This is a genomic window from Streptomyces sp. NPDC107575, assembly GCF_055657265.1.
In genome coordinates this window covers 263636-285500 of sequence record NZ_JBVKBG010000011.1, presented here as the reverse complement: position 1 = coordinate 285500, position 21865 = coordinate 263636, and the positions used below count along the sequence as shown (strand labels likewise).

19 protein-coding genes, 1 rRNA gene and 1 riboswitch are annotated in these 21865 nt (G+C 69.8%); of the genes, 15 read left to right on the top strand and 5 right to left on the bottom strand.

Going from position 1 to position 21865, the window contains the following annotated elements; all coding sequences use genetic code 11:
• The 11 genes from rrf to ACZ7L4_RS40220 all read left to right on the top strand — a co-directional run.
• A 5S ribosomal RNA gene (gene rrf, locus ACZ7L4_RS40270) occupies window positions 1-94 on the top strand; the annotation flags it as partial.
• A gap of 160 nt (window positions 95-254) precedes the next feature.
• On the top strand, window positions 255-863 hold the full coding sequence (locus ACZ7L4_RS40265; protein ID WP_266722026.1) for a CDP-alcohol phosphatidyltransferase family protein: 609 nt from the start codon (window positions 255-257) through the stop codon (window positions 861-863).
• A gap of 112 nt (window positions 864-975) precedes the next feature.
• Window positions 976-3471, top strand: coding sequence for a sugar phosphate nucleotidyltransferase (locus ACZ7L4_RS40260; protein WP_426885465.1), 2496 nt, complete (start codon window positions 976-978; stop codon window positions 3469-3471).
• An 88-nt stretch (window positions 3472-3559) separates the two neighbouring features.
• Window positions 3560-4465: a DUF881 domain-containing protein gene (locus ACZ7L4_RS40255; RefSeq protein ID WP_472110018.1), complete on the top strand. Its 906-nt coding sequence runs from the start codon at window positions 3560-3562 to the stop codon at window positions 4463-4465.
• Window positions 4462-4794 carry a small basic family protein gene (locus ACZ7L4_RS40250; RefSeq protein ID WP_266722032.1) on the top strand — a complete coding sequence of 111 codons (333 nt, stop codon included), beginning with the start codon at window positions 4462-4464 and terminating at the stop codon, window positions 4792-4794. The genes ACZ7L4_RS40255 and ACZ7L4_RS40250 overlap by 4 nt, the downstream gene beginning before the upstream one ends.
• 5 nt (window positions 4795-4799) lie before the next feature.
• Window positions 4800-5768, top strand: a complete 969-nt coding sequence (locus tag ACZ7L4_RS40245; RefSeq protein ID WP_472110017.1) for a DUF881 domain-containing protein — start codon at window positions 4800-4802, stop codon at window positions 5766-5768.
• 83 nt (window positions 5769-5851) lie between these two features.
• Complete coding sequence (locus ACZ7L4_RS40240) at window positions 5852-6742, top strand: FHA domain-containing protein (RefSeq protein ID WP_472110032.1); 891 nt, start codon at window positions 5852-5854, stop codon at window positions 6740-6742.
• Window positions 6743-6769: 27 nt separating this feature from the next.
• Window positions 6770-7498 (top strand): transcriptional regulator FtsR, encoded by a 729-nt coding sequence (ftsR, locus tag ACZ7L4_RS40235; RefSeq protein WP_472110016.1) that lies wholly within the window; start codon window positions 6770-6772, stop codon window positions 7496-7498.
• 86 nt (window positions 7499-7584) lie between these two features.
• Window positions 7585-8058, top strand: coding sequence for a bifunctional nuclease family protein (locus ACZ7L4_RS40230; protein WP_005475662.1), 474 nt, complete (start codon window positions 7585-7587; stop codon window positions 8056-8058).
• 192 nt (window positions 8059-8250) lie between these two features.
• Complete coding sequence (locus tag ACZ7L4_RS40225; protein WP_472110015.1) at window positions 8251-8871, top strand: MerR family transcriptional regulator; 621 nt, start codon at window positions 8251-8253, stop codon at window positions 8869-8871.
• A gap of 46 nt (window positions 8872-8917) precedes the next feature.
• Window positions 8918-10345 carry a DNA polymerase IV gene (locus tag ACZ7L4_RS40220; protein WP_472110014.1) on the top strand — a complete coding sequence of 476 codons (1428 nt, stop codon included), beginning with the start codon at window positions 8918-8920 and terminating at the stop codon, window positions 10343-10345.
• Here ACZ7L4_RS40220 and ACZ7L4_RS40215 read toward each other — a convergent pair.
• The gene (locus ACZ7L4_RS40215) at window positions 10288-10662 is read right to left on the bottom strand and encodes a PRC-barrel domain-containing protein (RefSeq protein ID WP_472110013.1); all 375 of its coding nucleotides are present in this window, start codon (window positions 10660-10662) and stop codon (window positions 10288-10290) included. The genes ACZ7L4_RS40220 and ACZ7L4_RS40215 overlap by 58 nt on opposite strands.
• Before the next feature lie 123 nt (window positions 10663-10785).
• Window positions 10786-10882, top strand: a riboswitch (glycine riboswitch).
• Between the two features lie 185 nt (window positions 10883-11067).
• Here ACZ7L4_RS40215 and gcvP point away from each other — a divergent pair.
• Window positions 11068-13953: an aminomethyl-transferring glycine dehydrogenase gene (gene gcvP / locus ACZ7L4_RS40210; RefSeq protein ID WP_472110012.1), complete on the top strand. Its 2886-nt coding sequence runs from the start codon at window positions 11068-11070 to the stop codon at window positions 13951-13953.
• A 55-nt stretch (window positions 13954-14008) separates the two neighbouring features.
• Here the strand turns inward: gcvP and ACZ7L4_RS40205 are convergent, their stop codons facing one another.
• Window positions 14009-14209 carry a DUF5999 family protein gene (locus tag ACZ7L4_RS40205; protein WP_326023112.1) on the bottom strand — a complete coding sequence of 67 codons (201 nt, stop codon included), beginning with the start codon at window positions 14207-14209 and terminating at the stop codon, window positions 14009-14011.
• Window positions 14210-14577: 368 nt separating this feature from the next.
• The gene (locus tag ACZ7L4_RS40200) at window positions 14578-15168 is read right to left on the bottom strand and encodes a hypothetical protein (RefSeq protein ID WP_472110011.1); all 591 of its coding nucleotides are present in this window, start codon (window positions 15166-15168) and stop codon (window positions 14578-14580) included.
• A 537-nt stretch (window positions 15169-15705) separates the two neighbouring features.
• Between ACZ7L4_RS40200 and ACZ7L4_RS40195 the strand changes: the two genes are divergently transcribed.
• On the top strand, window positions 15706-17226 hold the full coding sequence (locus tag ACZ7L4_RS40195; protein ID WP_472110010.1) for a glutamate-cysteine ligase family protein: 1521 nt from the start codon (window positions 15706-15708) through the stop codon (window positions 17224-17226).
• A 17-nt stretch (window positions 17227-17243) separates the two neighbouring features.
• On the opposite strand, the gene ACZ7L4_RS40190 is transcribed toward ACZ7L4_RS40195, so the two are convergent.
• Window positions 17244-19007: a substrate-binding and VWA domain-containing protein gene (locus ACZ7L4_RS40190; RefSeq protein ID WP_472110009.1), complete on the bottom strand. Its 1764-nt coding sequence runs from the start codon at window positions 19005-19007 to the stop codon at window positions 17244-17246.
• A 397-nt stretch (window positions 19008-19404) separates the two neighbouring features.
• Between ACZ7L4_RS40190 and ACZ7L4_RS40185 the strand changes: the two genes are divergently transcribed.
• A complete protein-coding gene (locus ACZ7L4_RS40185) occupies window positions 19405-20184 on the top strand; it encodes a CPBP family intramembrane glutamic endopeptidase (protein WP_472110008.1) in 780 nt (259 codons plus the stop codon).
• Window positions 20185-20190: 6 nt separating this feature from the next.
• Here ACZ7L4_RS40185 and ACZ7L4_RS40180 read toward each other — a convergent pair whose 3' ends face one another.
• A complete protein-coding gene (locus ACZ7L4_RS40180; RefSeq protein WP_472110007.1) occupies window positions 20191-21000 on the bottom strand; it encodes a PhzF family phenazine biosynthesis protein in 810 nt (269 codons plus the stop codon).
• A gap of 204 nt (window positions 21001-21204) precedes the next feature.
• On the opposite strand from ACZ7L4_RS40180, the gene ACZ7L4_RS40175 reads away from it, so the two are divergent.
• Window positions 21205-21831 carry a PadR family transcriptional regulator gene (locus ACZ7L4_RS40175; RefSeq protein ID WP_472110006.1) on the top strand — a complete coding sequence of 209 codons (627 nt, stop codon included), beginning with the start codon at window positions 21205-21207 and terminating at the stop codon, window positions 21829-21831.
• Window positions 21832-21865 lie beyond the last annotated feature (34 nt).

Genomic DNA, 21865 nt, shown 5'->3' with positions numbered 1-21865 from the left:
AACGCCCGGTTACATTCCGAACCCGGAAGCTAAGCCTCACAGCGCCGATGGTACTGCAGGGGGGACCCTGTGGGAGAGTAGGACGCCGCCGAACTCCTTTTATAGAAAAGCCCGGGCCGGGATACGGTCCGGGCTTTTCTGCGTTTGTGACGTTGCCGTGTGCTGCGTTACGACGCCCCCGTAGCTCAGGCCTCCCGACACTGAGGGTAAAGTCAGGGGGCATCGTTGGTTCGTTCCCCACAGGAGGCCCCCGGGTGGAGGTCCAGGAGACCCGTGTTCAGACGGACAGGGTCCTCACCATCCCGAACATCCTCAGCATGGCGCGTCTCGTCGGCGTGCCCCTCTTCCTGTGGCTCATCCTGCGCCCTGAGTTCGGGGGCCCCAAGAGTGACGGCTGGGCTCTGCTCGTGCTGGCTCTCAGCGGCATCAGCGACTATCTCGACGGGAAGCTCGCGCGTCGCTGGAATCAGATCAGCAGCCTCGGCCGGCTGCTCGACCCGGCCGCTGACCGGCTCTACATCTTGTCCACGTTGGTGGGTTTGACCTGGCGTGACATTCTGCCCATTTGGTTGACCTCCGTACTTTTGGCGCGTGAACTGCTTCTTCTGGTGATGGTGGGGATCCTCAGGCGTCACGGCTATCCGCCGCCCCAGGTGAACTTCCTCGGGAAGGCAGCGACCTTCAACCTGATGTATGCGTTCCCCTTGCTGCTTCTCAGTGACGGAACGGGGTGGATCCACGAACTCGCTGCTATTTTCGGATGGGCGTTCGCCGGATGGGGTACGACGCTGTACTGGTGGGCAGGGATCCTCTACGTGGTTCAAGTCCGCCGTCTTGTCCGGGCGGACTCCATGGCCGATTGAGCTCGCCATTGCGCTTTGGCTGAGGCCAGATGGCCCGCCGTGACAAGTGCGGGCCATTCCGGACGGGCGAAGTCGGCTAGACCGTCGTCTCTTCAAGGAGGACGCTTCCGACATGAAGGCCGTCGTGATGGCCGGAGGCGAAGGCACGCGCCTTCGCCCCATGACCTCGAGTATGCCCAAGCCGCTCCTGCCTGTGGCCAACCGGCCGATCATGGAGCATGTGCTCAGGCTGCTCAAGCGGCATGGGCTCAGCGAGACCGTGGTCACCGTGCAGTTCTTGGCGTCACTCGTCAGGAACTATTTCGGGGACGGCGAAGAGTTGGGTATGGAGCTCACCTATGCCAACGAGGAGAAGCCACTCGGCACTGCCGGCAGCGTGAAGAACGCTGAGGAAGCGCTGAAGGACGACTCCTTTCTTGTCATCTCGGGTGACGCACTCACCGATTTCGACCTCACCGAGCTCATCGAATTCCACAAGGAGAAGGGCGCGCTCGTCACCGTCTGTCTGACGCGTGTGCCCAATCCGCTGGAATTCGGTATCACCATCGTCGACGAGGAGGGAAAGGTCGAGCGCTTCCTCGAGAAGCCGACCTGGGGGCAGGTCTTCTCGGACACGGTGAACACGGGCATCTATGTGATGGAGCCCGAGGTCTTCGACTACGTCGAGGCCGACACGTCGGTGGACTGGTCCGGCGATGTCTTCCCGCAGCTGATGAAGGAAGGCAAGCCCATCTACGGCTACGTGGCCGAGGGCTACTGGGAGGACGTCGGCACGCACGAGAGCTATGTGAAGGCCCAGGCGGACGTCCTCGAAGGCAAGGTCGACGTCGAGCTCGACGGGTTCGAGATCTCGCCCGGTGTGTGGGTGGCCGAAGGCGCGGAGGTGCACCCTGACGCCGTGCTCCGCGGGCCGCTCTACATCGGCGACTATGCCAAGGTCGAAGCGGATGTCGAGATCCGGGAGCACACGGTCGTCGGCTCGAACGTCGTCGTGAAGAACGGCGCCTTCCTGCACAAGGCCGTCGTGCACGACAACGTCTACATCGGGCGGCACTGCAATCTGCGCGGCTGTGTGGTCGGGAAGAACACCGACATCATGCGGGCCGCGCGGATCGAGGACGGCGCCGTCATCGGCGACGAGTGCCTCGTCGGTGAGGAATCGATCGTCCAGGGCAATGTGCGGGTGTACCCGTTCAAGACCGTCGAGGCCGGCGCCTTCGTCAACACGTCGGTCATCTGGGAGTCGCGCGGGCAGGCCCATCTGTTCGGGGCCAGGGGCGTTTCCGGGATCCTGAACGTCGAGATCACGCCCGAGCTGGCCGTGCGGCTCGCGGGAGCGTATGCGACGACGCTCAAGAAGGGGTCGACCGTCACGACCGCGCGTGACCACTCCCGTGGTGCGCGTGCGCTCAAGCGGGCCGTGATCTCCGCGTTGCAGGCCAGTGCCATCGACGTACGGGACCTGGAGAATGTGCCGCTGCCCGTGGCGCGGCAGCAGACCGCGCGGGGCAGTGCCGGCGGGATCATGATCCGGACGACGCCCGGGGTGCCCGACTCCGTCGACATCATGTTCTTCGACGAGCGCGGGGCGGATCTGTCGCAGGGCAGCCAGCGCAAGCTGGACCGGGTGTACGCGCGGCAGGAGTACCGCAGGGCGTTCCCCGGGGAGATCGGTGACCTGCACTTCCCGTCGAGTGTCTTCGACTCGTACACGGGGTCCTTGCTGCGGAACGTCGATACGACGGGTGTCGCGGAGGCCGGGCTGAAGGTGGTCGTCGACGCGTCGAACGGGAGCGCGGGGCTTGTGTTGCCCAGTCTTCTCGGGCGGCTCGGTGTCGACTCCCTGACGATCAATCCCGGGCTCGACGAGTCGCGGCCCACCGAGACCGCGGACGCCCGCAGGTCCGGGCTCGTACGGCTCGGGGAGATCGTGGCCTCGGCCAGGGCCGCGTTCGGGGTGCGGTTCGATCCGGTCGGGGAGCGGCTCTCGCTCGTCGACGAGAAGGGGCGGATCGTCGAGGACGACCGGGCGTTGCTGGTGATGCTCGATCTCGTCGCGGCGGAGCGGCGGAGCGGGCGGGTCGCGCTGCCCGTGACCACGACTCGTATCGCCGAGCAGGTCGCCGCGTATCACGGGACGCAGGTCGAGTGGACGACCACGTCGCCCGACGACCTGACGCGCGTGGGGCGTGAGGACGGGACGATCTTCGGCGGCGACGGGCGGGCCGGGTTCATCATTCCCGAGTTCAGCAGCGTGTTCGACGGGGCCGCGGCCTTTGTGCGGCTCATCGGGCTCGTCGCCCGTACGCAGTTGACCCTCAGCCAGATCGACGCGCGGATTCCGCGGGCGCATGTGCTCAAGCGGGACCTGGCGACGCCGTGGGCCGTCAAGGGCCTCGTCATGCGCCGCGTCGTGGAGGAGGCCGGCGAGCGGTCGGTGGACACGACCGACGGAGTACGGGTCGTAGAGGCCGACGGGCGTTGGGTGATGGTGCTGCCCGACCCGGCCGAGGCGGTCACCCACCTGTGGGCCGAAGGCCCGGACGACGCCTCCGCCCAGCAGCTGCTCGACGAGTGGTCGGCCGTCGTGGACAGCGCGGGGCGCTGACCCGGACACCCGCTGCCCGACGCCCATTTCGGGCGTCGGGCAGCAGGGCAGTGGGGTCGTTGGGTGGTAGTGCCCACGACGTGCGACGATGTGCGGCATGCCGCAGCAGCCCCCCAAACGGAGCACCCCAGAGCGCCCCTCGCGCCCCGACGCCTCCATGTCGCTGCTGACCAACGTGATGGATCACAGCCTGGACGACGGGTACGCGGAGGCCACCGCGCGCAAAGAGGCGCTGGGGCAGAGCGGTTTGCCGAAGACGCTGCGGGCGAAGCTGGGTCTCGCGGCAGGACTCGTGCTCGCCGCGCTTGTGGTGACCGTGGGCGCGGCGCAGGCTCGCGTCACCGCGCCGGTGGTGGCCAAGGAGCGCGAGGAGCTCATCGACCGCATCGACAAAGAGACCGAGTCCGCCGATGAGCTGGAGGGCCAGGTCGACTCGCTGCGCGGGCGCGTGGGGGAGATGCAGCGCGAGGCGCTGAAGAAGCACGGTGGCGAGAAGGCGGAGTTGGCGGGGGTGCTCTCCGGAGCCGTCGCCGTGCACGGCCCCGGGGTGAAGCTCGTCGTCGACGACGCCAAGTCGGCCACCACGGGCGACGGGAGCGGGCCGCGCGAGAGCAACGGTTTCTCCGACACCGGCCGCGTGCGCGACCGGGACATGCAGCGCGTCATGAACGGCCTGTGGCAGTCCGGCGCCGAGGCCATCAGCATCAACGGGCAGCGCCTCACGTCGCTGTCCGCGATCAGGGCCGCGGGTGACGCGATACTGGTCGACAACAAGCCGCTGGTACCGCCGTACACGGTGCTCGCGGTAGGGGACGGGCAACGGCTGAGCACTCGGTTCCAGAACAGCCCCGACGGTCTCTACCTGCACGCGCTGCAGGAGAACTTCGGGGTCAGGACGAGTATTTCGGCCCAGGACGACATCAAGCTTCCTGCCGCGCCCAGCGTGATCGTACGTACAGCACAGCCGAGAGCAGAGCAGAAGGGCACATCGTGATCGCCGTACTGGGCCTCGTCGTGGGAGTCGTGGTCGGTCTTTTCGTCCGGCCCGAGGTTCCGGCGGTCGTCGAGCCTTACCTTCCTATCGCCGTCGTCGCGGCGCTCGACGCGGTGTTCGGCGCGCTGCGCGCCATGCTGGACGGGATCTTCGACGACAAGGTGTTCGTCGTCTCGTTCCTGTCGAACGTCGTCGTGGCCGCGCTGATCGTCTTCCTGGGCGACAAGTTGGGCGTCGGTGCGCAGCTGTCGACCGGTGTCGTCGTGGTGCTCGGCATCCGCATCTTCTCCAACGCCGCCGCGATCCGGCGGCATGTGTTCCGGGCGTGAGGCCGATGAGCAACGAAGAGAACCCCGAGAACGCCGAAGGCGCCGAGAGCCGCGAGCGCGTGCAACCGGACGACAAGGGCGAGCAGTTGCGCAAGGAGCTGCCTGCCGAGCTGCCCGCCGAGGTGCCGGCGAAGAAGCCCGAGACGGAGAAGGCCGAAGCGGAGCGGGAGCCCGCACCCGCACCCGCACCCGAGCCCGAGGCCGTCGAGCCGGGGCCGGCCGGGCCGGACGCCGTGGGAGAGCCCGAACTGACCGGTCGGCAGCGGCTCGTGAAGGGTCTGTGGCCGCCGCGCGCGTCGCGCGCACAGCTCATCATGGCTGTGCTGCTGTTCGTCCTGGGGCTCGGACTCGCCATCCAGGTGCGGTCCACCAGCGACAACAGTGCCCTGCGCGGTGCGCGTCAGGAAGATCTCGTTCGCATCCTCGATGAACTGGATGATCGAACTCAGCGTCTTGAGGATGAGAAGCAAGGCCTCGTGGACCAGCGCACCGAGCTGGAGAACAGTTCGGACCAGGCCAACGAGGCCCGCAAGCAGACGGCCGAGAAGCAGAAGCAGCTCGGCATTCTGGCGGGCACGACGGCCGCGCAGGGCCCCGGGATCACCATGACCGTCACCGATACGAAGGGGGCCGTGGAGGCGGACATGCTGCTCGACGCGGTCCAGGAACTGCGCGCCGCTGGCGCGGAGGCGATCCAGGTGAACGATGTCCGCATCGTGGCCAACACGTATCTGACGGACGGCAGTGGCGGGAAGGGGATCAGCGTGGACGGGCACGACATCAGCCGCCCCTACCGGTTCAAGGTCATCGGCAAGCCGCAGGACCTGGAGCCGGCCCTGAACATCCCCGGGGGTGTGGTGCAGACGCTGGAGAAGGAGCAGGCCACGGTGGCCGTGAGCCGCTCGAACAAGATCGTCGTAGACGCCTTGCGATCCGCGCAACGGCCTGATTACGCTCGGTCGTCCTCGGAGTGAAGCCGGGGGTGCATGGTGGATACCGTGCGAGGGCATGAGGTTGCGGGGGGTCGCCGCAGCAAGGGTGGTGTGCGTGGTGGAAACTGTTTGGCGGATACGGACGTTGTGAGGGTGTCCGTGTCAATGATGTACGCGATGTACGCCGATGTGTGCAGTCAGGGTTCGTCCTGCCCCACGGGCGGGTCTGTTTCGGTCAAGGGGAATCGCCCGTGAAGTTGTTTGCGAAGTTGTTCGGCAAGAGCCGTGAGGACGCCCGTCATCGTGCGCCGCGGCAAGGAGACGCCCCGGAGACCCAGGTGGGCGAGCGCCCGCTGTTCCGGGACCAGGTCGCCGGAGACAATTCGGGCGGACAGGGCGCGTCGTCTGTTGACCCTGCCGGTTCCGGCCGCATAGGTTTCGGAGAACCGTCAACCTCAAGTACGGGTGGAGAGTTCGGCATGTCGGCCCTGGTGTGTACGAGGTGCGGGAACCGGAACGCGGAGAACAGCCGGTTCTGCTCCAACTGCGGTGCGCCGCTGCGTGGCGGTGCGACGCCGGAGGGGCCGTCGGAGACGACGTCCACGATCTCCATCTCCGGCCTCGAGTCCTACGACCCGGAGGCGACGGGCCAGACGCAGCTCCCGGCCCTCTCGCCCGAGGCACAGGCGGCGGTCGACGCGCTGCCGCTCGGCTCGGCGCTCCTCGTGGTGCGGCGCGGTCCGAACTCGGGCAGCCGCTTCCTCCTGGATGGCGAGCTGACCACCGCGGGGCGCCACCCGCAGAGCGACATCTTCCTGGACGACGTGACCGTGTCGCGCCGCCACGTGGAGTTCCGTCGCCTGCAGGACGGCTCGTTCACCGTCGGCGACGTCGGCAGCCTCAACGGCACGTACGTGAACCGTGAGCGCATCGACTCGGTGACGCTGAACAATGGGGACGAGGTGCAGATCGGCAAGTACCGGCTGGTGTTCTACGCGAGCCAGCGCGGTATCTGAACCGTCCGCGATCCTTCAGGAAGGTCCATGCTGCACACGACGAGTGGCGGTGCCCCAGGGGGTACCGCCACCACGGACAGTCGGCTGATGAGCATCGGCACCGTACTGAACGTGCTCCGAGAAGAGTTTCCCGAAGTCACGATCTCCAAGATCAGGTTCCTGGAGTCCGAGGGCCTGGTCGAACCCCGGCGTACGCCGTCGGGGTACCGGAAGTTCAGCCCGGACGACGTCGAGCGGCTCGCCCACGTGCTGCGCATGCAGCGGGACCACTACCTGCCGCTGAAGGTCATCAAGGAGCAGCTCGATGCCCTGGAGCCGGGCGAGACCTTGACCGTGCCGGCACCGGGACGCCCCGGTGACGCGGAGGACGGCGCCGATGTGCCGACGGCCGCGCGGGTCGGCCGGGACGAATTGCTGGCCGCCGTCGGCGTCGAGGAGCACGAGCTCGACGAATGGGAGTCGTACGGGCTCCTCACCCCCCTGCCCGACGGTGGCTACGACGCCTCCGCCGTGTCGGTCGCCGAGCTCATCGGCGAGCTGGCGCGATTCGGGATCGGCCCGCGGCACCTGCGCGTCATGCGGGCGGCCGCGGACCGCGAGGCCGGCCTGGTGGACCAGGTGGTCGCCCCCCTGAAGGTGCACCGCAACCCGCAGACGCGGGCGCATGCCGAGGCCCGTGCCAAGGAGCTGGCAGGCCTCACCGTGAAGCTGCACTCGGCCCTTGTGCAGACCGCGCTCGGGGTGCGTCTGCCCTGATCGTGGGCGCGGGTGAGCGCCGATGGCCCGGTCCTCGGTGGATGCCCGACTACCCAAACCGGCCGGGCACGTCCTAGGGTTGCTGTGTGAACGAGCTCGACGTCGTAGGTGTCCGGGTCGAAATGCCCTCCAACCAGCCGATCGTGCTCCTGCGTGAAGTGGGAGGCGACCGGTACCTCCCCATCTGGATCGGACCGGGGGAGGCGACCGCGATCGCCTTTGCCCAGCAGGGCATGGCGCCCGCGCGTCCGCTGACGCACGACCTCTTCAAGGATGTCCTCGAGGCGGTCGGCCAGGAGCTCACGGAAGTGCGCATCACGGACCTGCGCGAAGGCGTCTTCTACGCGGAGCTGGTGTTCGCGAGCGGGGTCGAGGTCAGTGCCCGCCCGTCGGACGCCATAGCCCTCGCGCTGCGCACCGGCACGCCGATCTTCGGCAGTGACGGGGTCCTGGACGACGCGGGGATCGCGATCCCCGACGAGCAGGAGGACGAGGTGGAGAAGTTCCGCGAGTTCCTCGACCAGATCTCTCCCGAGGACTTCGGCACCAACAGTCAGTGACCGCACGGCGGACGGCCGGGCCCGGCCGTCGAGCGGCGGCGCCCTCGAGACATTCGGCTAGCCTTTCCCGGCGGTGGGTCACGGGAAACCACTCTTAGGGTGATTATCACTCGGCGTGCCTAGTGTGGCGTTCGTTGACGCACCCCCTGTGACTGCCTACCGTCGACAAGGCAGGTCAATGAGGAGGTCGGCGTGAGAAGCAGCGGCGACGGTACGGCGACGGGCGGTCCGTACTTGTTTCACGGCAGCGCGGCCGATCACACTCCGCAGCGCCCGCAGGCCGTGCCTGTGGTGGCGGGGGAGAGCGGCTCGGCCGCTTCCGAGCAGCTGGGGTACCGGGGCCCGACGGCATGTGCGGCGGCCGGCATCACCTACCGGCAGCTCGACTACTGGGCCAGGACCGGCCTTGTCGAACCCAGCGTGCGTACCGCGTACGGATCGGGGACCCAGCGGCTCTACAGCTTCCGGGACGTCGTCGTCCTCAAGGTCGTCAAGCGCTTCCTGGACACGGGTGTCTCGTTGCAGAACATCCGGGCGGCCGTGCAGCACCTGCGCGAGAGCGGCTTCCGCGATCTGGAGCGGATGACGCTGATGAGCGACGGTGCGACGGTCTACGAGTGCACGTCGCCCGCCGAGGTGCACGATCTGCTCCAGGGCGGCCAGGGGGTCTTCGGGATCGCCGTGGGCGTGGTCTGGCGGGACGTGGAGGCCGCGCTCTCGCAGCTGCACGGCGAGCGCGTGGACACCGGCGAGACGATCGTGCCGCCGAACCCCACGGACGAGCTCGCGAGGCGGCGCGGCAGGGCCGTGTGAGGTCCGTAGGGCCGCGTTGTCAGTGGCGTAGGGCAGCATCGGGCATGTGAGAACCGCGCCCACGATCCTGCATCTCGACATGGATGCCTTCTACGCCTCTGCCGAGCAGGCGGCGAAGCCGAGCCTGCGCGGGAAAGCGGTCGTCGTGGGCGGGCTCGGGCCGCGCGGTGTGGTGGCCACGGCGTCGTACGAGGCGCGGAAGTTCGGGGTGCACTCGGCGATGCCGATGGGGCAGGCTCGCAGGCTCGCCCCGCATGCCGCGTATCTGGTGCCGCGGTTCCGGCTGTACCGGGCGATCAGCGAGCAGGTGATGGGCCTCCTGGGGGCGCTCTCGCCGCTGGTGGAACCCCTGAGCCTGGACGAGGCGTTCGTGGATCTGGAGGCCGGTGAGGCGGCCTGGGACGCCGCTTCCGCCGAGGCCGTGGGGCGGCGGCTGCGGGCCGACATCCGGCGCGTGACCGGTCTGACCGGGTCCGTGGGGCTCGCGGCGTCCAAGATGCTCGCGAAGATCGGCTCGGAGGAGGCCAAGCCGGACGGGCTCGTGCTGATACGTCCCGGCACCGAGCGCGCGCTGCTGGGCCCGCAGTCCGTGCGGATCCTGCCGGGCGTCGGGCCCGCGACGGCTGATCATCTGCGGCGGGCCGGGATCGTGACCGTGGAGGAGATCGCGGGGGCCGGCGAGGACGAGCTGGTGCGCCTGCTCGGGAAGGCGCACGGCAGCCATCTGTACGAGATGGCGCTGGCCCGCGACGAGCGGCCGGTCGTGGCCGAGCGGGACTCCAAGTCCGTATCGGTCGAGGACACGTACGACGTGGACATCCACGACCGGGTGCAGGTCCGGATGGAGGTGCGCAGGCTGGCCGGCCGGTGCGTGGAGCGGCTGAGAGCGGCCGAGCGCTCGGGGCGGACCGTGGTGCTCAAGGTGCGGCGCTACGACTTCTCGACGCTGACGCGCTCGGAGACGCTGCGGGGGCCGACGGACGATCCCGGGGTGGTGCGGGAGGCCGCGGCGCGGCTGCTGGAGAGCGTGGACACGACCGGCGGCGTGCGGCTGCTGGGCGTCGGGGTCAGCGGGCTGGCCGACTTCACGCAGGAGGACCTGTTCGCGCAGTTCGCCGCCGCGGAGGAGGAGGCTGCAGCGGCCGAGGAGCTGGAGGGGGACGCGGGGCCGGTCGAGCCCGTGGAGGCGGCCGATCCCGAGCCGGCGCCCGTGGAGCGCAAGTGGCTGGCCGGGCACGATGTGCGGCATGCCGAGTTCGGGCCGGGGTGGGTGCAGGGGAGCGGGCTCGGGCGGGTGACCGTGCGGTTCGAGACGCCGTACGCGGTGGTGCCGGGGAGGGTGCGGACGTTCCGGGTCGATGATCCGGAGCTGGAGCCGGCGGAGCCGATGCCGCTGGTGGAAGGGGCCGAAGCGGATCAGGTCGTCTCGTCCTCGGCGCCGGCGACCTTGCCGAACGAGATGTCGGGCGACTGAGGGGCCGTGATGTCCAGACCGTAGTGGTCGTAGAGCTGGAGCTCCTGCTCGGGGGAGAGATGGCGGCCCACGCCGAAATCGGGGGCGTCCTTGATCAGGGAGCGCTCGAAGGGCACGTGCAGCGTGCCGTCCGTGAAGTCGCTGGGCTCGAGGGGGACGAAGGCGTCGCGGCTGAACAGGCCGGTTCGTATCGCGGCCCACTCCGGCACGCCCGTGGCGTCGTCCAGGTACACCTCGTCGATGGTGCCGATCTTGGCCCCGTTGCGGTCGAACGCCTTGCGGCCGATCAGATTGCGCGGATCGACATCGGTCTGCACGGGCCCTCCAACTGATCGCGATGATCGCAACTCGTCTGTAAGGACTACGAAAGAGCACATTGCGTAAGGCGGCCACTCGGGGGCTCCGGCCAAGTAGCCGCTGGTAGGCTGGCAAATGGCTGCTGACCCCGTGCGGGAGAGTCCTCCGACAGTCGTCGGAAGGCGCCGAAGGAGCAAATCCTCCCCGGAATCTCTCAGGCACACGTACCGCACGGACGAGGTCACTCTGGAAAGCAGGGCGGGGTGCACGGTTTCCGCTCTCACCGACGGTGCAAGCCGGTGTGTTCCGTGTTCTCGCGGGGTGGGCCGGTGAAGCTCTCAGGTTGAGATGACAGAGGGGGAGGCCGTCCGGGTACCCGCGCCGTGGTGCCCCTCGTAGGTCGCAATGACCAGGAGGCCTCCGCAATGACCGCCAACCGTATTCCGCTCTCCCAGTTGGAGCGAGGAATCCCCTTCGAGCAGCGTCACATCGGTCCCGACGACGCCGCTCAGGCCAAGATGCTCGCGCAGGTCGGCTACGGCTCGCTGGACGAGCTGACCGCGGCCGCGGTGCCCGATGTGATCAAGAGCGCCGAGGCGCTCGACCTTCCGGCCGCCCGCAGTGAGGCCGAGGTGCTCGCCGAGCTGAAGTCCCTTGCAGAGCGCAACCAGGTGCTCGGCTCGATGATCGGCCTCGGCTACTACGGGACGTTCACGCCGCCCGTCATCCTGCGCAACGTCATGGAGAACCCGTCCTGGTACACGGCGTACACGCCGTACCAGCCGGAGATCTCGCAGGGCCGCCTCGAGGCGCTGCTCAACTTCCAGACCATGGTCGCCGAGCTGACCGGCCTGCCCACCTCCGGCTCGTCGCTGCTCGACGAGGGCACCGCCGCCGCCGAGGCCATGGCCCTCTCGCGCCGCGTCGGCAAGGTCAAGAACGGCGTGTACGTCGTCGACGCCGACGCCCTGCCGCAGACCATCGCCGTGATCCAGACGCGCGCCGAGCCGACCGGCGTAGAGATCGTCGTCGCCGACCTGAGCGAGGGCATCCCCGTCGAGGTCGCCGAGCGCGGTGTCGTGGGCCTGCTCGTGCAGTACCCGGGCGCCTCCGGCGTCGTGCGGGACATCAAGCCCGTGATCGACCAGGCGCACGAGCTGGGCGCCATCGTCACCGTCGCCGCCGATCTTCTCGCCCTGACGCTGCTGACCTCGCCCGGCGAGCTGGGCGCGGACATCGCCGTCGGTACGACGCAGCGCTTCGGCGTCCCGATGGGCTTCGGCGGTCCGCACGCCGGGTACATGGCCGTGCGCGAGAAGTTCGCCCGCTCGCTGCCGGGCCGCCTGGTGGGCGTCTCCGTCGACGCCGACGGCAACAAGGCGTACCGCCTCGCCCTGCAGACCCGTGAGCAGCACATCCGCCGCGAGAAGGCGACCAGCAACATCTGTACGGCTCAGGTGCTGCTCGCCGTCATGGCCGGCATGTACGCCGTGTACCACGGCCCCGATGGCCTCAGGTCCATCGCGCGGCGCACCCACCGTTACGCCACCCTGCTCGCCGCGGGGCTCACGGCGGGCGGCGTCGAGGTCGTGCACGGCGCGTACTTCGACACCCTCACCGTGCGGGTGCCGGGCCGGGCCGCCTCGGTCGTCTCCGCCGCGCGCGAGGGCGGCGTCAACCTGCACCTGGTGGACGCGGACCACGTCTCCGTCGCCTGCGACGAGACGACCACGCGGGCCCAGCTGGGCGCGGTGTGGAGCGCGTTCGGCGTCGACGCGGACATCGAGGCGCTGGACGCCGAGGTCGAGGACACGCTGCCGGGCGGGCTGCTGCGCGAGGACGAGTACCTGACGCACCCCGTCTTCCACCAGTACCGCTCCGAGACGGCGATGCTGCGCTACCTGCGCATGCTCGCCGACCGCGACTACGCGCTCGACCGCGGCATGATCCCGCTGGGCTCCTGCACGATGAAGCTCAACGCGACGACGGAGATGGAGCCGGTCACCTGGCCCGAGTTCGGCCAGCTGCACCCCTTCGTCCCCGCCGAGCAGGCGCAGGGCTACCTGACGCTCATCCGTGAGCTGGAGGAGCGGCTCGCCGAGGTCACCGGCTACGACAAGGTGTCGCTGCAGCCGAACGCCGGCTCGCAGGGCGAGCTCGCCGGTCTGCTCGCGGTCCGCGGCTACCACCGGGCCAACGGCGACGAGCAGCGCACCGTCTGCCTCATCCCGTCCTCCGCGCACGGCACGAACGCCGCGAGCGCCGTGATGGCCGGCATGAAGGTCGTCGTCGTGAAGACCGCCGACGACGGCGAGGTCGACATCGAGGATCTGCGCGCCAAGATCGAGCAGTACGCCGAGCAGCTCGCCGTCCTCATGATCACGTACCCGTCGACGCACGGCGTCTTCGAGGAGCACGTCGCCGACATCTGCGCCGCCGTGCACGACGCGGGCGGCCAGGTCTACGTCGACGGCGCGAACCTCAACGCGCTGGTGGGCCTCGCCAAGCCGGGCCGCTTCGGCGGCGACGTATCGCACCTGAACCTGCACAAGACGTTCTGCATCCCGCACGGCGGCGGCGGTCCGGGCGTCGGCCCGGTCGGCGTGCGCGAGCACCTCGCGCCGTACCTGCCGAACCACCCGCTGCAGCCGGCCGCGGGCCCCGAGACGGGCGTCGGCCCGATCTCCGCGGCGCCCTGGGGCTCCGCCGGGATCCTGCCGATCTCCTGGGCGTACGTGCGGCTCATGGGCGGCGAGGGGCTGAAGCGGGCCACGCAGGTGGCCGTGCTCTCCGCGAACTACATCGCCAAGCGGCTCGAGCCGCACTTCCCGGTGCTCTACAACGGTCCGGGCGGGCTCGTCGCCCACGAGTGCATCGTGGACCTGCGCCCGATCAGCAAGGCGACGGGCGTGAGCATCGACGACATCGCCAAGCGGCTCATCGACTACGGGTTCCACGCGCCGACCATGTCGTTCCCGGTCGCCGGGACGCTGATGATCGAGCCGACCGAGAGCGAGGGCATCGAGGAGCTCGACCGGTTCTGCGACGCGATGATCGCGATTCGCGGCGAGGTCGAGCGGGTCGCCTCCGGCGAGTGGCCGGCGGACGACAACCCGCTGCGGAACGCTCCGCACACCGCCGGGATGCTCGGCGGCGAGTGGGAGCACGCGTACAGCCGGGAAGAAGGTGTCTTCCCGGCCGGGGTGGTCGCTTCGGACAAGTACTGGCCGCCGGTGCGGCGTATCGACCAGGCGTTCGGCGACAGGAACCTGGTGTGTTCCTGCCCGCCGCTCGACGCCTACGAGGGCTGATCCACTCGGGGCTGTGCGTCCGCCGTCCGGTCGCGCAGCCCCGCAGGGCCCGTCCCTATGCCGCCGTCACCACCGTGCCCAGTGGGCGGTGCGGGGCGATGATCCTGCCACTGGGCAGCAGCTCGCCGGTGTCCTCGAAGAGCAGGACCCCGTTGCAGAGGAGGCTCCATCCCTGCTCGGGATGGTGAGCCACAGGCAGTGCGGCTTCCCTGTCCTCGGATTCCGCTGTCGGGCAGGCTGGCTGGTGCTGGCACATGGATGGGATCTTTCGCTGCGAAGTGATCTCGATGACGTGGGCTGTGCTTGCTGTACTGGCGGTGCTGGTGTTGCCGGTCGTGCTGCGGCTTGAAGGCTTGTTCATGGCCGCCCCCCGATTTCGTGAGTTCCGGAACCCAGTGTTGCCCTGTGGGCGTCAATCCGCAGGGATTTCCTTGCAGCGGTCCTTATGGGTTGTCAGACGCATCACCCGTGCGGACGGTTCAGTCCAACTGGACTCTCCCTTCGGGTGGTTAGGAGTGGTCGGTACGGGCTAGTCCGCTCGGGCAGGGCTGTGCCCCGCGACCGGACGGCGGACGGTGCGGGGCACAGAGTGTGCGACAGGGGCCGTCGGCGGACCCCGGTCGCTCAGGCGAGCAGGCCGGCCGTGGCCGGGGCCGGCGTCAGCCGGTGGGTCAGGACCGGCAGGAGCTCGGCCACCCGGTGCGGGCGGTGCGGGGCGATGCCGGGCGGGGCGGGTGCCAGCGGGACGAGGATGTCGTCGGCCGCCGGCTGGCCGCCCGCCGGGTCCGCGGTGCGCTCGCCGTGCAGCCACAGCGTGAGCATGTAGAGCTCGGGCACCGAGAGCAGCCGCGGCTGGTAGGCCTGGGGCAGCGACTCCGCCTGACGCAGGGCCCGTTCCGTGGACCGGATGTAGGGGCCCTCGAAGAAGTGCGAGAAGGCCCAGCCGTCCGGCGTGAGCATGGTGTCGGCCGCCGCCACCGCGCGCTCCCCGCAGCGGATCAGGAAACGCCAGCCGGTGAGGCGGGCCCTGGACGGCCCGGTGGTCTCGGTGATGTGGTCCAACACATGGAGTGGCAGCGGGAGTTCGGGTGTGGCGGGTCCCTGGGCGGCGCGCAGGGACGGAGTGCGTGCCTCGCGGACGGCGGTGGGGGAACCGAGGGCCGTGAGAACGCTGCGCAGGGCGGGCGCGGGAGCCGGTGGGACGTGCAGCGGCATGGTGGGTCGCCTCTCATTCGACAGGCATGTGATGCGAGGGCGGTGCGGGACGAGCGGACGGCGCTGTCTGCTGCGGGTGCACAGGGGTACACGGGCCAGAGGGGGCGGGGGTCCGGTCCGAACCCGGGCCGCGGGCGCCAACTCTCTGTCTCGCCAGCGGAGTTTATACGATGCGTGTTCACGGGGTGTTTCGGCTAGCACGCCGTCCGGATTTCGCAAGGTGCTATTCGGGCGCGCTTCTCATGGGGTTTTGTGGGCATTCTCCCCAACTTCGGCGGGGCCGCCCCGCGTGACCTCGATGTCTTTCGGTCGAGCGGTCGGCGCGTTCTTGTCGGCGTTTTTCACCAGGGCCGCGAACGACGGAATCTGCGGCCGGCCGCATGCCTGAGGAATGTGCCCGCGGGTAACCGCCTCGAGAGTACTGCTCCGCGGACGCGCGCGGGGCGTTACGGATCACATTGCCGGGGCATCATCCACCGTGACACGCGGCCGGGACGGAGCATCAACGGGTCGCCCGTGCGAGGAGGGGACGCTTCCATGGGGGAGAAGGTCGTTGCGGGCGCGGTCGGTCTTGCCGATCCGCGGCGGTACCGGGAGAAGCTCAAGGAGTGCCTGGAGGGGTTCGGGCGACTGCTGGAAGAGAAGCGCTTCGATCGTCCGCAGAATCTCATGGGGCTGGAGATCGAGCTGAATCTCGCCGGGCCCGAAGGTCTGCCGAGAATGATGAATGCGGAAGTTCTGGAACGCATCGCGAGCCGCGATTTCCAGACCGAACTCGCGATGTTCAATCTCGAAGTGAACATTGCCCCGCACCGGCTCGGCGGCCGCGTTCTCGACCAGCTCGCCGAGGAACTGCGCACGGGGCTCGGATATGCGGACCGCAAGGCGAACGAGGTCGACGCGGGCATCGTGATGATCGGCATCCTGCCGACGCTGAGCGCGGAGGATCTGGTCTCCGCGAACCTGTCGGACGTCGACCGGTACACCCTGCTCAACGACCGGATGGTGGCTGCGCGCGGCGAGGACTTCGCCCTCGACATCGCCGGTGTCGAGCGGCTGACCTGCACGTCCTCCTCGATAGCGCCAGAAGCGGCGTGCACGTCCGTGCAGTTGCACCTCCAGGTGACGCCGGGGCGATTCGCCGATGTGTGGAACGCGGCGCAGGCGGTGGCCGCCGTCCAGATAGCGCTCGGCGCCAACTCGCCCTTCCTGTTCGGCCGCGAGCTGTGGCGCGAGTCCCGGCCGCCGCTGTTCCAGCAGTCCACCGACACCCGGCCGCCGGAACTCGTGGCGCAGGGGGTGCGGCCGCGGACCTGGTTCGGGGAGCGCTGGATCGACTCCGCGTACGACCTCTTCGAGGAGAACCTCAGGTACTTCCCGCCGCTGCTTCCGATCCTCGACGACGAGCAGCCGCTCGACCTCATCGCCAAGGGCGACACCCCGAGCCTCGCCGAACTCGTCCTGCACAACGGCACGGTGTACCGCTGGAACCGCCCCGTGTACGGCATCGCGGACGGTGTCCCGCACCTGCGCGTCGAGAACCGGGTGCTGCCCGCGGGCCCCACCGTCACGGATGTCATCGCCAACACCGCCTTCTACTACGGCGTCGTCCGCGCCCTCGCCGAGGAGCAGCGGCCGGTGTGGTCGCGGCTGCCCTTCGCCGCGGCCGCCCGCAACTTCGACACCGCCTGCCAGTACGGCATCGACGCGCGCCTGGAGTGGCCGCGCAGGGGCCGGTTCGGCGGCACGGAGCGGGTGCCGGCCGTGAACCTCGTACGGGACGAGCTGTTGCCGCTCGCGGCGGCCGGGCTCGACGCGTGGGGCGTGGAGGCGGCCGACCGGGACCTGTACCTGGGGGTGATCGAGGAGCGGTGCAGGCTGCGGATGAACGGCGCGGCGTGGCAGTCGGCGACGTATCACCGGGCCCTGGAGAGCGGTCTGGCGCGGGACGCGGCGCTCGCGGCGACCACGCGCCGGTACTGCGAGCTGATGCACGGGGGCAGGCCGGTGCACGACTGGCCGGTCGGGCTGCCGGAGCCGGCCGTTCCGCTGGGCTGAGGGGCCGGCCGACCGGCTCAGCCGCTCTTGGCGCCCGCCTCGATGATGGCCTTCAGGATGACCTGCTGGATGTCCGCGGGGTCGCTGACCTGGTGGCCCGAGCCGCCCGTCGCCTCGGCGACCTGCTCGACCTCGCGCTTGTCGGTGTCGGGCCCCACCGCGATGACGATCAGCGGCACGGGGTGCTCGGGGTCGGTGAGGCCCTCGAGCTTCTTGATGAGGCTCTCGCGGGAGATCGACCCCTGGTCCTCGTTCACGCCGTCCGTGACCACGACGACGGCGTTGAACCTGCCGCTCTTGTACGAGGACGTGGCCTCCTTGTACGCCGCGAGCGTGGTGTCGTACAGGCCCGTCGCCCCGCCGGGCACCGGCTGCAGCGAGGTGAACGCCGCCGACAGGCGGTCGCGCTGGGTGCCGGAGCCGACGTGGTCGCCGAGGCGCTCGGTCGGCACGAGCTTCTTGTAGTCGCGCTCGCCGTCGAGGAACGTGGCGAACTCCCACAGGCCGATCTCGTCCTCCGGCGTGAACGTGGAGAGGGCCGCCAGCATCGACGCCTTCGTCACCTCCATGCGGGATTCGCCGCGGCTGGGCACGATGTTGCCCATCGAGGCGGAGGCGTCCACGACCGTGGTGAGGCGGGCGCTCTGCACCGTGATCGTCCACATGCCGAGGGTCTCGTCGAGCTGCTCCTCGGTCGGCGCCTTGGCCGCCACGCGCGCGTACGGCTGCGGGGAGCGGCCGCCGGCCCGTGAGACGACCGTCGCGGGGGACCGGCCGCTGTCCGTGCGGAAGCCGTGCCGCTCCAGGATCGAGCGGCCCTCGGGCGCGCCGAGCAGCGTCATGAAGCGGACGGCGGCCCGGCTCTCGTCGGTGCTCAGCCGATCCTCGCCGACCAGCGAGAACGGGTAGTCGAGGGCGGGCGAGCCGTCCTTCGGATAGAAGAGGTCGACCGAACCCGCGTCGCCCGCCTCCTGGTTGTGCGCGTACGCGGCCTGCTCGGACAGGATCAGCGCCTCGTTGCGCCGCGGGTTGCCCTGCTCGGTGCCCGAACTGTCGCGCGGCACCGTGTCCATGAGCTGCGCGTCGCTGTCGGAGGTGCGCTGGGAGAGGCTCTTGGCCATGGACGCGGCCTGTGTGCCGTCCCCCTTCTTGGAGGTGGCCGCCAGCTTGGTGAGCGCGAGCAGTCCGCTGGCGCTGCGGGCGGGGTCTGCGGCGCCCAGGCGCAGCTTGTCGTCCCGCATGGCGGCGCCCGCCAACTGGGCCCACGTGTACGTCTTGCGCGGCCACCCGAAGGACTTCGCGGCCGTGGGCACCATGCCGATGCCGACCGGTGAGGAGGCGATGTTGCCCGCCGGTGTCACCTTGGTGTCCCCGGTGCCCGTGGTGACGCGCTGCACCCAGACGTCCGAGTCCGGCACCCAGACCTGGAAGTCCGCCGCACCCTTGCTCGCGCGCAGGGTGTCGGCCACCTTGTACGCGTCGCGGGCGGTGACGGCGACGTCGAGGCAGTTGCCGTCGGAGGTGAGCTTCGCGCGGCGGGCGTGCTCCGCCGCCTCGCGCAGCGCGGGGGCCATGTCCGGGGAGGCGACCACGTCGAGGTGGACCTCGTCCTCGCAGCCGCCGCCGAGGCCGATCAGCTCGGGGCGGACCACGGCGACCGTGCCCGCCGTGGCCACGAGGACGAGGGCCGTCGCGATGGCCACGGTGCGCCCGCGCGAGCGGGGACGGGGTGCGGCGGCGGCCGTCCCGTACTCGTCGGGCATGCTGCTGTGACGTCCCATGGCGGTGGAGCCCCTCCCTGAGCCACAAAGGCAGTTGCGGTATAAGCGGTGGAGCAGTGGAGGGGAGCGGTGCGCCGAATTGCGTCGCCTCGGCCCCCTCGGCCTGTCGTACGCGATCTTCGTACCTGCATTCGAGACCCTAGGGTCCTTCTGACGGGTCAGGCTGGATGCGGGTGGCCGCCACGTGCGGTGCCGGTGAGCGGGGTCTGGTGCGTGCAGCTGCAAGGCGGAGGAGGGCGTCAACGCGGAGCGTTGGCAACCGACGACAACGCCGCAGATGCGCGTGCCAGGGCCCGCGACTCCAGCAAGATCCGTCAGAAGGACCCTAGCGGGGCGCTGTGGCGGATGCGGCGGGATTACTCAACTGGAGGCAGGTGTGCAGGTGGAGGCGGAGCCGATGCCCGGTTCTTCTCCCGAAGGGCGGCTCTCACGGCGCTTTTTGCGGGACGAGACGCTGCTCGTTCTGGGGCTTTCGCTCGGTGCGAGCGGTGTGTCCGCGCTCATCAGCTTCGTCGGCTCCGTCACGAAACCGGGTGGCCTCAAGGACCAGGCGGCGACGCTCAACGCGTCCGCGGCGCCGGGCCGTCCGTGGCTCGACCTCGCCTGGCAGCTGTTCGGCATCGCCAGCGCCCTCGTGCCGGTCGCGCTCGTCGCGCACCTCCTGCTCAGGGAGGGCGAGGGGATGCGCACCATCGGCTTCGACCGCAAGCGCCCGTGGTTCGACACGGGCCGGGGCGCCGCGGTGGCCGCCGTCATCGGCAGCACGGGCATCGCCTTCTACCTCGCCGCCCGCGGGCTCGGCTTCAACCTCACCGTGGTGCCGGAGGCGCTGCCCGACGTGTGGTGGAAGTACCCGGTGCTGATCCTCTCGGCGGTGCAGAACGCCGTGCTGGAGGAGGTCATCGTCGTCGGGTATCTGCTGCGCAGGCTCGGGCAGTTGGGGTGGACGCCGGGGACGGCGCTCGTCGCGTCGTCCGTGCTGCGCGGCTCGTACCACCTGTACCAGGGCATCGGAGGGTTCTTCGGGAACCTCGCGATGGGCGTCGTCTTCGTCTTCCTGTACCGGCGCTGGGGGCGGGTGGGGCCACTGGTGGTGGCCCACTCCCTGTTGGACATCGGGGCGTTCGTCGGCTACGCGGTGCTGGCGGGCAAGGTGGACTGGCTGCCCACCGCATGACCCGCGCTACGCGTGGAGCTCGCCCTCGATGGTCGTGATCGCGCTACCGGTGAGGAGCGTGCGCTCACCGCGCAGGGCGACGCGTACGAGACCGCTGCGGGCGGAGGCCTGCAGCCCGGTCAGCTCCTCGCGGCCCAGACGCGCCGCCCAGAACGGCGTGAGCGCCGTGTGCGCGCTCCCGGTCACCGGGTCCTCGTCGATGCCGACGCCCGGGAAGAAGCAGCGCGACACGAAGTCGTAGCCCGCGGCGGGGTCCTCGGCGCGGGCCGTGGCGATGATGCCGCGCCGGGAGAGGCCCACGAGCGCCTTGTGGTCGGGGGTGAGCGCCCGCACCGTCTTCTCGTCGGCGAGCTCCACGAGCAGGTCGCCGACGGACGGGCCCGTGTCGTGCACGGAGAGCGGCGCGGCGCCGAGGGCCTCGGCGAGCCCTGCGGGGGCCGGCTCCTCCGCGAGCGGCGCCGTCGGGAAGTCGAGGGTCAGCGAACCGTCCTCCCCGGGTGTCGCCACGAGCACGCCGCTGCGTGTCGCGAACCGCACGGCGCCGCGCGTCACCCCGGTGGAGTGCAGTACGTGGGCCGTGGCCAGCGTCGCGTGCCCGCACATGTCGACCTCGGTGGCGGGTGTGAACCAGCGCAGCGCCCAGTCCGCGTCCCCGCCCTCGGGCAGCGGGTGCGCGAAGGCGGTCTCCGCGTGGTTGACCTCGAGGGCGACGCTCTGCAGCCAGGCGTCGTCCGGGAAGGCGTCCAGGAGCAGGACCCCTGCGGGGTTGCCGGCGAAGGGCCGGTCGGTGAAGGCGTCGACGATACGAATACGCATACCGACGACGGTAATTGCCCCCACTGACAAGGGCCCAAGGCCAATCCGCCGCCGCTGGCCCGTTTTCCCGGAACCGTCCCCGCCGCTTCCCGCCTCGGGCAGAGGCTTGCCATCCGAACAGTCCCGATATATCGTTGAGGCATCGCGATCGGTTGATGATCGCGTTCAATGAAACTCCGATCAGTTGTGAAAGGACTGATTCCCATGCGTCACCACGGACACGAACACGGACATGGCAACTTCGGCCCCGGCCGCCACGGTGCGGGCGGATTCGAGCGCGGCGGCTTCGAGGGTCGGCGCGCGGCGTTCGGGCCCTTCGGGCCCGGCTTCGGCGGTCCCGGCGGTCCCGGCCCCTGGGGTCGCGGCGGCCGTGGCGGCGGGCCTCGCGGACGGGCGCGGCGCGGCGACGTGCGCGCCTCGATCCTGGCCCTCCTGAAGGACCGCCCGATGCACGGTTACGAGATGATCCAGGAGATCGCCGAGCGCAGCGGCGGCGCGTGGAAGCCGAGCCCCGGCTCGGTCTACCCGACGCTTCAGCTGCTCGAGGACGAGGGCCTGATCGCCAGCGCGAGCGAGGGCGGCAAGAAGCTCTTCTCGCTCACCGACGACGGCCGCACCGCCGCCGAAGAGGGGCCCGACGCCCCTTGGGAGGAGGCCGGCCGCGGCGTCGACTGGGAGGCCATGAACGAGATCCGGAGCGCGAGCTTCGGCCTCATGGAGGCCTTCGGTCAGGTCTGGAAGACCGGCAGCAAGGACCAGCGCGACAAGGCGATCTCCGTCATCAACGACGCGCGCAAGAAGCTGTACCTGATCCTCGCCGACGAGGACTGAGTCCCGTGCGGGCCCGGACAGGCCACAGAGCGCG

What these genes read in the sequence shown, in the direction of transcription:
- ACZ7L4_RS40190 (WP_472110009.1), bottom strand. Translation starts at nt 19,007, where the DNA reads ATGGGACGTCACAGCAGCATGCCCGACGAGTACGGGACGGCCGCCGCC.
- gcvP (WP_472110012.1), top strand. Translation starts at nt 11,068, where the DNA reads ATGACCGCCAACCGTATTCCGCTCTCCCAGTTGGAGCGAGGAATCCCC.
- ACZ7L4_RS40175 (WP_472110006.1), top strand. Translation starts at nt 21,205, where the DNA reads ATGCGTCACCACGGACACGAACACGGACATGGCAACTTCGGCCCCGGC.
- ACZ7L4_RS40200 (WP_472110011.1), bottom strand. Translation starts at nt 15,168, where the DNA reads ATGCCGCTGCACGTCCCACCGGCTCCCGCGCCCGCCCTGCGCAGCGTT.
- ACZ7L4_RS40245 (WP_472110017.1), top strand. Translation starts at nt 4,800, where the DNA reads ATGAGCAACGAAGAGAACCCCGAGAACGCCGAAGGCGCCGAGAGCCGC.
- ACZ7L4_RS40255 (WP_472110018.1), top strand. Translation starts at nt 3,560, where the DNA reads ATGTGCGGCATGCCGCAGCAGCCCCCCAAACGGAGCACCCCAGAGCGC.
- ACZ7L4_RS40260 (WP_426885465.1), top strand. Translation starts at nt 976, where the DNA reads ATGAAGGCCGTCGTGATGGCCGGAGGCGAAGGCACGCGCCTTCGCCCC.
- ACZ7L4_RS40205 (WP_326023112.1), bottom strand. Translation starts at nt 14,209, where the DNA reads ATGTGCCAGCACCAGCCAGCCTGCCCGACAGCGGAATCCGAGGACAGG.
- ACZ7L4_RS40180 (WP_472110007.1), bottom strand. Translation starts at nt 21,000, where the DNA reads ATGCGTATTCGTATCGTCGACGCCTTCACCGACCGGCCCTTCGCCGGC.
- ACZ7L4_RS40185 (WP_472110008.1), top strand. Translation starts at nt 19,405, where the DNA reads ATGCCCGGTTCTTCTCCCGAAGGGCGGCTCTCACGGCGCTTTTTGCGG.
- ACZ7L4_RS40195 (WP_472110010.1), top strand. Translation starts at nt 15,706, where the DNA reads ATGGGGGAGAAGGTCGTTGCGGGCGCGGTCGGTCTTGCCGATCCGCGG.
- ftsR (WP_472110016.1), top strand. Translation starts at nt 6,770, where the DNA reads ATGCTGCACACGACGAGTGGCGGTGCCCCAGGGGGTACCGCCACCACG.